The sequence below is a fragment of the Rhodospirillales bacterium genome (assembly GCA_016710335.1).
Taxonomy (GTDB): Bacteria; Pseudomonadota; Alphaproteobacteria; order Rhodospirillales; family Defluviicoccaceae; genus JADJXQ01.
On the sequence record JADJXQ010000026.1, the window covers coordinates 25,131 to 37,289 of the forward strand.

A 12,159-nucleotide genomic window follows, 5' to 3' on the forward strand; every position below is an offset into this window, starting at 1 on the left:
ATCATCACGGGAAGCTGAAGCGACGACCCCCGGGCTCACGGCAACGCCAAAAGCGAAGCCGACGCGGCGATTGAGCAGCCGACGTAGGCCCGCGAACTGTCCGCGTTCGATCAATCCTCCTGGCAGGAAGCGCAACGCTGCTGGACGACGCAGCGGCTCCTTCAGTTCCAATGCCGCAATCGATAATCATTACCGTCTAAGTACTTCTCTGAAATAATTCTTGCAATTGCGTGGCCGATTGGTAACGTCATTTCAAGAGGAAGCATGCGCGCGCAGGAAAAGACAACTATGCGGCGCGATGGGGCGACAGGAAACGAGGGAGGGTTGCATGCCGATTGCCAAGCCTATGCCTACGCCAAGAAACACACCCACGCCAGAAACTGGCTCGGAAGCGACACAACACAGCGACACACAGATCGTGGAACATACAGAACTGCGCTTGGCAGCCAACGAAGTTAAATGGCCAAACTTATCTAATGGTCATCTGCAGCTCGTTCTTGTAAAGGGCGAGATTCAAGACGAAATAGAGGTTCTGGCGCCTGACAGCAAAACTTTCGGGAAATGGCAATATCCTGATATCCGTGATCACACGAACACAGAGCATACTCGGCATTTCAGTGATCCAGAAAAGTATGCCTTCCGCGCTTTTTCGGATTCTGAGCTTGGTGGCCGCAATCCAGACGATGTGTGGAAAATATTAGCGGATCTACATTTAGAGTTCACGGAAAAAGGAAAGAATATATCGTACGATCTCAACCAAAACAGTAATTCCTATATAAACACGGCGCTAAGTGTTGTGGGGCTGGATGTCGACGATTATGTGGCCGACGCAATGCCCCCAGGCATTGCGAGGTTCTGGGGGTTGCCGAGGAATGTACTTGAAAGTCGAGACCCCGGCGCGAAGCTGCATCTAAATCTTGAGGGCACAGTAGGCGACGACATCATCAACACTGGCCTAGGCAACGACACGCTACAAGGGGTGACGGGCGACGATTCGTTGTCCGGCGGCGGTGGTAATGACATTCTTAGCGGCGGTAATGGTAGCGATACACTGGAGGGTGGCGTCGGGGGCGACACGCTTAACGGTGACGGTGGCGACGACTCGCTGTCCGGTGAAGGCGGCAATGACGAACTTGCCGGAGGCGAAGGTAGCGATATCCTGGACGGCGACATCGGGAACGACGATCTCAACGGCGGCGAGGGCGCCGATTCGTTGTCCGGCGGCAATGGTAATGACGATCTTACCGCAGGCGAAGGTAGCGACACCCTGTACGGCGGCCTCGGGGACGACAATCTTAGCGGCGGGGAAGGTGACGACTACCTGTTCGGTGGTTATGACCGCAGTGTTTACGACCAAGGCGTTTTGACAGAAGAGCAGGTGAGAGGCATTCTAGAGCCGTACCGGAATGGTTTTCTTACTTACGCCGAAGGTAGTTCGGATGATCTAACGCAAGACGGATACACGGCAGAAGAATGGGACGAATTTGTCGTCAGGACGGTGTATACTGCGACGAACCCCGGCTGGGCGGCAGGACTGGGTGTTTCGCCGACTAAGCCGCCAATCGGATTGTTCAATGATTGGTATAAAGAAAAACATGGAGACGTTGAATTATATCATCCAGGCGGGGACCAAGATTATCGCAATGTAATTGGAGACCATCTGCTCGGCGGTACCGGCCAGACGGCCCACATCGGCCTGCAAGCCGTATACGGCAATGGCGAGTTGATCACCCACGGACCTGGAGCAGGCACGATAGACCTTCAGGCTCCTGGCTACTTGGGGCCCAACTACAACCAGCCCGGTAATACCGATCATTTGGGGTGGGACATCATCCCGTTCGAGGAGCTTGGGTGGGAACTCTATCACCAGCTCGGTTGGTCGCCGGTCAGCCAGTGGCCGAAGGACGAGGCGCCGGAGTACTGGGGCCGGGACGGCGCCGATGACCTCATGGGCGGGGCCGGCAACGACACCTACGGTTTCATCTTGGGCGGCCAGCACGACATCATCACGGACGACGGGCGCATCAACGACGATCAGGACGTCCTCGAAATCTATGGCGGTGGGTGGCTCGATAACATTCTCGAGGATCTCGAGTTCAGTTTGGCCGGCGACGGCTCCGATTTGGCCATGACGGTCAGGGGTACAACTGATCAGGTCACTATTCTGGATATGAACGACCCGTCCAAGCAGGTCGAACATCTTCATTTGTGGAACGCGGATCAGTCGCAATTAAATGTGGCGTCACTGCCGGGAATTTATACCGGTCTGCTTCGAGATGCCTTGTTGGGGCGTACCGACTGGCCTTTTATAGGGGTCGATAACAAAGGCGTGATCGGGCTCTTCGACCCGGCGGGCGGGGGCCAGAAGCAGGTCATCGGGAAAGCCGGGGTCACTCTCTTCGACATCGACAGCCGGTACGACGGCAAGTTGTTCGGCGTCACCGCGAATGCGTTCTATTCCATCGACGGGACAACCGGCGCGGCAACGTTTATAAGTCGCTTGCCAAGCACCAGCGCGAACTCGCTGGAGATCGCGGCAGACGGCACCGCCTACGTCGCCGACCCGAGCGGCAATCTGCTTTCGATCAACACCTTCACCGGGGACAGCACGCACCTCGGTCCCATCGCAAGCGGCTCCGCGCATGCGCCTTTCAGCTCAAACAACTTCGGTGCTTCGGGCGACCTGCAGTTCGTTGAGGGCAATCTTTTTATGACGTCGACGGCAAGAGAACTCGTCAATGTCAATTTAACTGAACCGACCGCCTCCTCGAGTGTCGGCCCCTTCGAGATCTCCGAGGATCTCTATGGCCTCGCCTTGTCGGAACATCATGGCCTCATGGGTTTCGGCAGCAAGGGCGGAGTCTACGATATCGACGTGAACACCGGCAAAGCGCAACTCATTACCAAATACGCGACCACGTTTAACGGTGCTGGGACGTACATAGTCCCTGAACCCAATACCCCGCCCGACATCGTCGCTACCAATCAGGAACTCAAATTGGGCACGTTCGAGAACGTGTCGTCGTGGTTCTCGGCCACCGATGCCGACGGCGACACCATCGACTGGTGGGCGGTCTACGACTACGACAGGGCGTCGACCAGCGGCTCGTTCCGGGGCAGTGGCGTCGCGCCGAACGACAGCGCCATCGAGGACGGCACGTTCCCGGCCGAGAAGGTCATACGCCTGACCAGCGAGCAGTTGGCGTCGCTCGAATTCGGTGGCTCTGACGAACGTGGCACCGAAGCCTTGGCTGTGACCGCGTGGGACGGCACGGAGTGGGGCGATTGGGCAATCTTCGGCGTCACCGTCGGCTTGCCGGATCTCGCCAACACCTCCTGGGACGTCGCCGGGCTCGATGTGCGCGGAAACGATTTCTCCGACTCGAAGTTGTACTTCACGGAGCAGGACCAACAGTACGGCGATGGCGTCCTCAAGGGCTTTTTCGATTGGGATGAAGTCACCAACAGCATTTCCGGGCGCGAACACTTCGTCGGCGACCTGCACGGCTCCAAGCTGACCTTGCACGGAACGGCGCTCGAGGATGCCACCAATCTGGTACTTGGCGACTACCGGCACCCTGACCGACGACGCGTACGGGATCGTCAACGGCCACTGGAGCGGTTTCGGCGGCATACCGGGAGACTGGTCGGCGGTGATCGACGTCGTCGCATAAGCGTGCTGCAGCGGGTCCGGTCCGGAGAATACGTGTAACAGACCCGCTGCACGTTCGCTCTTCTGATCCGCACGTTGTCGCTGTGGTTCAGAGCACCCTCCGGATCCCGGTTGACGGGTCGAAGGGGGTCGGATATGGGGGGCCATGGTTGCATGGCGGCGATGGCTCTTTGCGTTGATCACGGGCCGGCTCATCGCCGCGCTCCGACGGCCGCACCGGCCATTGATGCTGCTCGGGTTGGCCGCGGTTGCGGCACTCGTCGGCTATGGGTTCGGCACGGCGCTGCACAGCGCCAGCAACGCAGCGTCGATCCCGTCTCCGCCGGTTCCCATGTGGATCGGGCCGCTGGAGCCCGCGTCCCTGCGGACGGCGGGCGCTTCCTCCGCCGAGCCCGCGCCGAACAACGGCATCCTCCCGCAGCACGCCCCCAGGCAGTACGAAGAGGCGTTGCCGATCGAGTCCTATGAGCCCGGCGAGGCCGCTCCAGCGGATCTGCCGAGCGCAACGCCGCCGGCAACGATGGCTTTGCTGCACCCAGGGTCGGAGGCGCAACCTGCATGGCGCCGGTTTGCTGCCGCCTCGCCGGAGCGCAACGGCCGCCCCATGGTCTCCGTGGTCATCGACGACCTTGGCATGGACCGCCGCCGCACGGCCCGCACCATCACCCTCCACGGGCCGCTGACGTTGTCGTTCCTGCCCTATGCGGGCGACCTTCCGGACCAGACGGCGCGGGCGCGGGCCGGCGGACACGAACTCCTGGTCCACGTCGGCATGGAGCCGACCAGCGCTTTCGTGGATCCAGGCCCGAACGCTCTGCTGACCGGGCTTGCGGCTGCCGAGCTGCGTCGGCGGCTGGTCTGGGGACTAGCCCGCTTCGACGGCTACGTGGGCATCAACAACCACATGGGGAGTCGCTTCACCGCCGACCGAGACGGCATGACTGTGGTGATGGAGGAACTGGGCAGCCGCGGGCTGTTGTACCTCGATTCGCGCACCACCCCAGAAACCGTGGGACCGGACGCGGCTCGGCGGGCGGGGGTGCCGTTCGCGGAGCGAAGCGTGTTTCTCGATCCCCTCGGCGGCGTCGCCACCGTGCAGGACCAGTTGAGGGAAGCCGAGGCCGTGGCACGCCGCCGGGGAACCGCTGTCGCCATCGGCCACCCCCACGATGAGACGCTCGACGCCCTGCAGGCGTGGCTCCCTGGCCTCGATGCTCGCGGCATCGCCCTCGCGCCGCTGTCGGCGGTGGTCGCGGCACCATCCGCCCCGACCCCTCCGCCGCTCCACATCAGCAAGCGATAGACGCAGGCACCGCTTGCGCGTCAACGCGCGGCGGATCGAACGTGATCTCCGAAGCCCGATGCGGAACGCTTGATGCTGGGGTGTGCCGGCTTGGCTGCGGCAGGCCGATCGGCTTCACTAAAGCGCGGCCGCCACGCGCGCAAGTCGGGGCCCGCGCCCAATGGCGCGAGACCCCGTCGCAGTCATATGGAGCGATTTCGATTACGCAGCCGCCTTCCCGGCTGAGCCGTTGACCGGCTGCACCTCGCCGTCGGCGATGACCACGCACTGTCCATCGAAGGTAGTGAGAGAAACGCGGAACGGATCCTTCGGATAGAGCACCGACTGCTCCTGCAGGATGCCGAGGGCGATGGCCTCGCCGAGCCGCAGGCTGTCGATGTAGTCGCTGTAGTAATGGACGCCCGCCATGTTGCGTCCGATGGAGATGTTGGCCGCGAGCTTGTTGAGTTCGTCGCCGACCCGCAAGTAGTCGAGCGTGTCGAAGTTGGCGGCGAGGTCCTGGATCGCGCTGCCGTCGGCAGTCGGGACGAAGACCACCTTCTGCCAATCCTCGGCGGTGATCTGCTCCGCCGACACCACTTCGACGGCGCCGGTCTGGCAGTTCCGGGCGATGCAGGCATCTTCGTCGAAGAACGCCTTGAGGATGGTGACGCAGGCGCCTGCCACCGTGGCATGTCCGGCGCCGTAGGCCGGATGCATCGGCGAGCCCTCCGGGAACGCCATCGGCAGCAACGGCAGGTCCGTCGCCCCCGCGATGCCGCTTTGCGCGCCGAGGTAGGCGTCGTGCCGCGGCGTGTTCTGGGCGGCGTTGTGCTGGCCGACGCGGTCGAGCAGCATGATGTTGGCGATCTCTGCGGCAAGAGCGTCGTGGAAACGAGCGACACGCTCGCGCGCCCGCTTCGACAGCGCCGGGTCCGTCAGCACCCCGGCGTGGTGTGCCGCCACCAGCCCGGCGAGCGCTTCCGGGCGGAGACGGAGATGCATGTTGAACTTCTGGAAACGCACCGCCTTGAGGCCGCGCGTCGCCACCTCGGTCACCATCGACAGAATGTGCGGGCCGCCGAACAGGGCAAACCCCTCCGTGTGCCGGGTGCGACCGAGGACATCCGAGAAGTTCGGGTCCCGCGGCGCTCCGACGTTGAGCAGCCAGATGCAGGCGTTGAGGTAGGCCTCGTAGAGCGCGTCGAAATGAACATACGTCGCCAAATCCCGAGGCGTAGCGATGAAGCGGAACTGGCCGGCCGGTTCCGACACGTAGGTCTGCACGCCGCCGCAGTTGGCGCCGTTCTGCACGTCCAGCCATTCGTTCCAGTGGGTCATGTAGTCCTTGCCGTGGGTGGCGACGCGCACCCGCATGTCGGCGCGGATCGACCCGTACTGCAGTTGGCCTTGCTCCTCGGTCAGGACGCCGCCAAGGTGGCGATTGCCCATCAGCATGAACTGGCTGAGGTAGGGTCCGACCCGGTCGCCGGGGGTGTGGCCGCGGAACACCGTCTGCCGACAGACCGTTTCGGCTCCGGTGAGGCGTCGGCGGCGGGGGTGGCTGCCGACGGCGTCGGCGTAGAACGGCAAGGCGCCGAGATGGTTAACCGCCTCGTCGACCGCCGCCGGCGTTCCCGGTTCCGAGTAGTCGTCGAAGTGGCGGAACGGCTGGTCGCGGAGAAGCGCCAGCCAATAGACCTCCGCCATTTCCGCGACCAGTTCCGGGTTTGCATTCACATGATGATTGGCGGACTCGGCGAGCGTCGGGGCCGGCGGCATGGTCACCGCCTGGGGGTCAGGCCCCTGCAGGGCGTAGACGAAGCCGGCGGTCGGCGCCTCCCACCGTCGGTGCTGGCGGTCGGCATCCAGGCTGTCGAGCCCGGCCCGGTCCGTCCCTGTCCCGCCATGAAAATGCCATGTCGCACTGATCGGCACGTTGAGGTCGAACTCGAGCGTGTGGCCGGCGTTGATGGCGGCGCGCAGCCGCAACGGGTCGTCGGCGTCGGCGACCAGACCATCCGATGCGCGATGCGGCAGCCCTTTGGTGAAACTCATCAGAGAGCGGGCGCCGCGATAGCCCTGCTCCTCGCCGTTGGTGATGTGGGCCGGATGGGGCCGTTCGTAAGCAATGTCAGCCGCCAAATGGCGGACCTGACGAGCGTCGATTTTCCTCATGGTCTTGCTCCCAGCTAGACGGGTGAAGCGAGATTCCCCAGCGACGCTGCTTTGTGCTGGCACCGATTTGGATGCGCCGGTGCGTTGTTCTGCGTCAGTGCAAGAACCTACCAGTGGATCGATGGCCGTACTGTGAAGAGGGTCACATATGGGCCAGAGAATTAAGCCGTGCCCAGCGCCGGCGTTTACGGCTATTTCTTGAGGAAGCCGATCAATCCCTTGAAGGCCGTGCCGAGGGCGCTGAGGCCGATCAGGCGCACGATCACGAGCAACAGCGGTAGCACCATCAGCTCGAACAGCGGGCTGGCGGCTACCCTGCTCTTGAGACTCTCGTAGTAGCGGACATGGTCGTCGGGAAAGACCTGCGGGGCGGCCAGATCGCGCGTCAAGTACCACCAGTAACCGCAGAGCAGGAACGCCATGGCGGCGAGGAACTGGATGCCGATCACGGAGCCGACCGTCCCGTTCTTCCCCATCGCGTTCTGCACCTGAAACGCCAAAGCGAAGTAGGCGAACGCGATGAGGACATACCCGCCCCAGGCTTCCGCCGCCAGCCAGCCGAGCACCGCGGCCAGCAACTGTGGCCTCGTCTCATACTGAAAGCCGAGAAACCCTAGCCCGGCGAGCACCGCCAGAACCAGGAAGGCCGTGAACGCCGCCCCATCGTCCTGCAGCGACATCGGTCGCCTGAGCAGGCTCCTCGTCGGGTCCGAAATCTTCACCAGGACCCTCAATGGGTCGCCGTCGGTGGCAACCAATTCCACCTTCTCGACCTTGTATTCCTTGCGCTCGGCCGCGGCGGCGATCGTTACCCGCTTGTGGAAACCCTGGTCGCCGTTCAGCAGACCCTGACACCTGGCGATCGGAGCGTCCGGATTGCGTTCGTAGAACACGGTCTCCACCATGCTGTCTGCTCCTCGCGCGCCCACCAACTGAGTGACGTCACAATATTCCGTTCTTCAAGAGCAACGTTGACCAACATTCGGTCGGCCGGCGCGCAGTTCTTGCAGATGCGCGGCGGCGGCTTCGAGATCGCGGCGAAAGCTGTCGGTTTCCGCGGCTTTGGTTGCAGCATCGGGGAGGCGCAACAGGTAGGAAGGGTGGATGGTGAGGAAAACCGGCGTTCCGGCTTCGGTGTGTTCGATGGCGCCGCGGCGCCTGAGTATGCCCTTGCCGGTGCCGGTCAGCGATTCGGCGGCGGTGGCGCCGAGGGCGACGATGAGGCGCGGCTGGACCAGCCGCATCTCCAGATCCAGCCACCATCTGCAGGGCACGATCTCGCCTGCATCCGGTTTCTGGTGCAGCCGACGTTTGCCGCGCGGCAGGAACTTGAAGTGCTTGACCGCATTGGTGACGTAGACGGTGCTGCGATCGATGCCGGCCGCGTGGCAGACGCGGTCGAGGATCTGGCCGGCGGGACCCACGAACGGTCGGCCGGCGAGGTCCTCCTGGTCGCCCGGCTGCTCGCCGACCAACATCAACTCGGCATCCGTCGGGCCTTCGCCCATCACCACCTGGGTCGCGTTGCGATAGAGTGGGCAGCGGGTGCAGGACCGCGCTGCCGAATGCACTGCGTCGATGGTGTTAAGATTGTCCACGTCCTGCTCCTCGCTCGAGGTTCGATCAAGGCCCGCGCGGCGATTCTGCAGCCGTGCCGCACGTGCCGGCGGGGCTGTCGGTGCGGCGGCGCGCATGGCTTGCGCCCGGCCTTCCGCCCCGGCGATCATGTCGGAGATCTGCCGCGTTTCCGGCATGTTGCGCCAGTAGGACTTGGGCATCCCGGTCTGCATCGCCTTCACCTTCAACCGCGACGGATTGAAGATGTTACGGAAATACGTCGCCCACAGCTCCTCGGCCGCGTCCTCGGGCAGCGGCGGTTTCGACTGCCCGTCCGCGAAGCCGAGGGCGCCGTCCTCGAACGTGGCGGTCAGATCGGGCGTCACGATGCGCCAGTCCATGTCGCCGAAGCGGCTCGCGAAGAACGGCGCGGTAGGCTCCAGCGTATAGTGGGCCGGCTCGAACCAGGCCGCGAAGCTGCGGCGCTCCGCGTCTGGTGCGCCGATCTCCCGGAAGCGGACAAACGCCTTCATCTTGTGCTGGCAGCGGTAGACCGCCTTCTGCATGGCGCGAAGACGGGCAAGCAGCGGGTCGGCCTGATCGTCCATCAGCGCGGGACGATCCTTGACCCGCCACAACAGCGTATAGAGCCAGGCGAAGCGTTCCGGGTCCCGGTGCCAGACGACCGCACCGGCGAGGCGGATGAACGATCTGGGCACCACGGTGGTGGCCGCAGCGGATCCCACTCCCATGTCGGGGGCGAACAGGTCCGGCGCGGCGCCGCCATACGCCCAAACCACCTCTTCCGGCTGCAGACCTTGCGCGAGGCAGCCGCGGGCGGCGTCGCGCCAGGCCGTTGCAGTCGCTCTGCCTGGAAGCCGGATGGTTTGCATCGCCGCAGCGGCACGCTTACAGCAGCGCCAACTGCTCGGGCGGCGGCGCAAAGCGGGCGCGAAGCTCGGCGCTGTCGGTCAAGGCGCCCGGCGTCCAGTCTCGCATCGTGACGAACGGGCGCGCTTTCTTGAGGGTGGCGCCCAGCTTGCGCAGGTCTTCGTAGCCGAGTCGGCGGTGGCGGCGGGTCGCGAGTATGCGGGTCACCGTCTTGACGCCGAAACCCGGCACGCGGAGCAGCATGTCGCGGGCGGCGGTGTTGACATCCAGTGGAAAGTGGCCGCGATGGGCCAGGGCCCAGGCCAGCTTCGGGTCCATGTCGAGGTCGAGGTTGCCCTCGGGGGTCACGCCAGTGATCTCCGCCACGTCGAACCCGTAGTACCGCATCAGCCAGTCGGCCTGGTAGAGGCGATGCTCCCGCTGCAGGGGCGGGCGGATCAGCGGCAGCGCCGCCGCCGCGTCGGGAATAGGCGAGAATGCCGAGTAGTACACCCGCTTCAGCCGGTAGCTGGCATAAAGCCGCGCCGAGTTCTCGAGTACCGTCGCATCGCTCGACCCATCCGCCCCAATGATGACCTGTGTCGACTGCCCCGCCGGTGCAAAGCGTCGCGGCCGCCTGCCAGTGTGGCTGCGCTCCGTGGCGCTTTCCCGGCGCAAACGCACGTTGGCCATGGCGGTGCGAATCGTCTCGGGCCGCTTGTCCGGGGCCAGCCTCCGCACGCTGTCGTCGGTCGGAAGCTCAATGTTGATGGACACCCGGTCGGCATAAAGTCCGGCTTGCTCGGTCAACTCCGGTGCGGCGTCGGGGATGGTCTTCAGGTGGATGTAGCCGCGGAAGTTCTCCACCTCCCGCAGTTGTTTGACGATGCGGACCATGTCCGACATCGTTGCGTCCGGCGACACGACGATGCCGGACGACAGGAACAGCCCTTCGATGTAGTTGCGGCGATAGAACTCGAGGGTGAGCTTGATCACCTCGTCCACGGAGAACCGCGCCCGCGGCACGTTCGACGACACCCGGTTCACGCAATAGGCGCAGTCGTAGATACAGAAGTTGGTCATCAGGATTTTGAGGAGCGAGATGCACCGTCCATCCGTTGCGTACGCATGGCAGATGCCGGTGCCGGGGTTCGAGCCAAGGCCCTTGCCATCTCGACTATCCCGCCGGGCGCCACCGGACGACGCGCACGATGCGTCGTACTTCGCCGCGTCGCTCAGGATCGCCAACTTCTGCCGCAGGTCCAACCGTGCCATGCGTTCACTATAAGTTCATGGCTAACGGTGCGCAAGGCCGGATGGGCAGATCCGGCCATGCCGCCCTCGACTCCGCCTCGAGCCGTCCTACCGCGCGGTCGCTACGTGGTCGGCGGCGTAGGCGCCACGCTCGCCCATGGGCTTCTCCGGCCCCGCGGTCGTGTCGCGCGCTGTCTGGTGCTCCATTTCGCCGTTGATCTCGGCGCCCAACAAGAAAACATAGGCGCTGATATAGAACCACATCAGAAGGATCACCACTGCCCCAAGGGAGCCGTACGTCTTGTTGTAGCTGTCGAAATTGGAGACGTACCAGGAGAACAACCCGGATGCGACGATCCACACCACCACGGATCCGGCGGCGCCCCAGCTCACCCAGCGCCAGCGCGCCGCGTCGCGGCTCGGGCCGTATCGGTAGAGAAAGGCCATGCCGATGATCGCCAGGATCAACAGCAGCGGCCAGCGCAGGAGAGAAATGGCCGACTGCACCGCATCCCCGAGGCCGAGATTGCCGAGCAACGCCGGCGCGACCACGATCGCCGCCAGGGTGACGATGACGCCGAGAATGGCGCCCACCGTCAACAGGAGGGCCACGACGTTGAGCTTGAAAAACCCGCGCTGTTCCTCTTCATCGTAGGCGATGTTGAGGGCCGTCATCATCGCCTTGGTGCCCTTGGTGGCGCTCCACAACGCGAGCAGAATGCTGCCGATCGCGACGAGGCTGAGCTTGCCTCCGCCCGCCGACGCGACGGCCGCGAGCTGCCCCTGAATGATGGAGAGCGCCGCTTCGGGGACAATGCCGGCCAGCGCCTGTGTCTGGTTCTGCAGTTCCGCAGGATCCATCACCATGCCGAAGATCGCGACCAGCGCCGCCAGCGCCGGGAAGATCGCCAACAGGGCATAAAATGCAACGCCTGCGGCCACCAGGCCAATGTTGTCCTTGCCGACTTCGTCCTTGACCCGCATGAGCACATCGCGCCAGCCCCGCGCCGGGATCTCCGACGGCTTCTCTGCGGAACCACCCGAAGCGCCACCGCCGCCGGTCCCGGTTGAGCCGCCGCCCTGGCTGGCACGCCGATGCTCCACCAAGCGCCGATGCTCGGCGCGGCGCTCCGTCCTGGATTTGATCCTCGCCATGACGCCTCTTCCCCTCGCCGTCAGAATGCCCCTGCGAAACGTCCGGTTCGTTCAGAAGTTCCCGCCAGTGCGACGACGCGGTCGATCTCCATCTGTGCCCGCCTCTCCCTCCGCCGACCTCATGAGTGACCACGTACCTGCCATTGCCGAACAGCTTGACGTCTGAGTAAGAGGCAATGCGGACGCTCTG

Annotated in this window: 7 protein-coding genes; 2 read left to right on the forward strand and 5 right to left on the reverse strand. The window is 63.9% G+C overall.

Translation table 11 applies throughout. The features are described from left to right. Positions 1 to 298: 298 nt before the first annotated feature. Both IPM60_17790 and IPM60_17795 read left to right on the forward strand, forming a co-directional pair. Positions 299 to 3,712 carry a hypothetical protein gene (locus IPM60_17790; protein MBK8909641.1) on the forward strand — a complete coding sequence of 1,138 codons (3,414 nt, stop codon included), beginning with the start codon at positions 299 to 301 and terminating at the stop codon, positions 3,710 to 3,712. Between the two features lie 106 nt (positions 3,713 to 3,818). Then, on the forward strand, positions 3,819 to 4,976 hold the full coding sequence (locus IPM60_17795; GenBank protein MBK8909642.1) for a divergent polysaccharide deacetylase family protein: 1,158 nt from the start codon (positions 3,819 to 3,821) through the stop codon (positions 4,974 to 4,976). Positions 4,977 to 5,177: 201 nt separating this feature from the next. On the opposite strand, the gene IPM60_17800 is transcribed toward IPM60_17795, so the two are convergent. The 5 genes from IPM60_17800 to IPM60_17820 form a co-directional block, all read right to left on the reverse strand. Beyond that, entirely contained in the window at positions 5,178 to 7,133 is a 1,956-nt protein-coding gene (locus tag IPM60_17800) for a bromoperoxidase (GenBank protein ID MBK8909643.1), read from the reverse strand. Positions 7,134 to 7,324: 191 nt separating this feature from the next. Next, entirely contained in the window at positions 7,325 to 8,038 is a 714-nt protein-coding gene (locus tag IPM60_17805; GenBank protein MBK8909644.1) for a hypothetical protein, read from the reverse strand. Between the two features lie 54 nt (positions 8,039 to 8,092). Further along, positions 8,093 to 9,583, reverse strand: coding sequence for a UdgX family uracil-DNA binding protein (locus IPM60_17810; protein ID MBK8909645.1), 1,491 nt, complete (start codon positions 9,581 to 9,583; stop codon positions 8,093 to 8,095). A gap of 16 nt (positions 9,584 to 9,599) precedes the next feature. Then, complete coding sequence (locus IPM60_17815) at positions 9,600 to 10,835, reverse strand: putative DNA modification/repair radical SAM protein (GenBank protein ID MBK8909646.1); 1,236 nt, start codon at positions 10,833 to 10,835, stop codon at positions 9,600 to 9,602. Positions 10,836 to 10,922: 87 nt separating this feature from the next. Continuing rightward, positions 10,923 to 11,969, reverse strand: a complete 1,047-nt coding sequence (locus IPM60_17820) for a YihY/virulence factor BrkB family protein (GenBank protein MBK8909647.1) — start codon at positions 11,967 to 11,969, stop codon at positions 10,923 to 10,925. Between the last annotated feature and the right edge of the window lie 190 nt (positions 11,970 to 12,159).

Bases quoted from the DNA above. Each gene is read 5' to 3' on its own strand.
- IPM60_17790 (MBK8909641.1), top strand. From the start codon at position 299: ATGGGGCGACAGGAAACGAGGGAGGGTTGCATGCCGATTGCCAAGCCT.
- IPM60_17795 (MBK8909642.1), top strand. From the start codon at position 3,819: ATGGTTGCATGGCGGCGATGGCTCTTTGCGTTGATCACGGGCCGGCTC.
- IPM60_17800 (MBK8909643.1), bottom strand. From the start codon at position 7,133: ATGAGGAAAATCGACGCTCGTCAGGTCCGCCATTTGGCGGCTGACATT.
- IPM60_17805 (MBK8909644.1), bottom strand. From the start codon at position 8,038: ATGGTGGAGACCGTGTTCTACGAACGCAATCCGGACGCTCCGATCGCC.
- IPM60_17810 (MBK8909645.1), bottom strand. From the start codon at position 9,583: ATGCAAACCATCCGGCTTCCAGGCAGAGCGACTGCAACGGCCTGGCGC.
- IPM60_17815 (MBK8909646.1), bottom strand. From the start codon at position 10,835: ATGGCACGGTTGGACCTGCGGCAGAAGTTGGCGATCCTGAGCGACGCG.
- IPM60_17820 (MBK8909647.1), bottom strand. From the start codon at position 11,969: ATGGCGAGGATCAAATCCAGGACGGAGCGCCGCGCCGAGCATCGGCGC.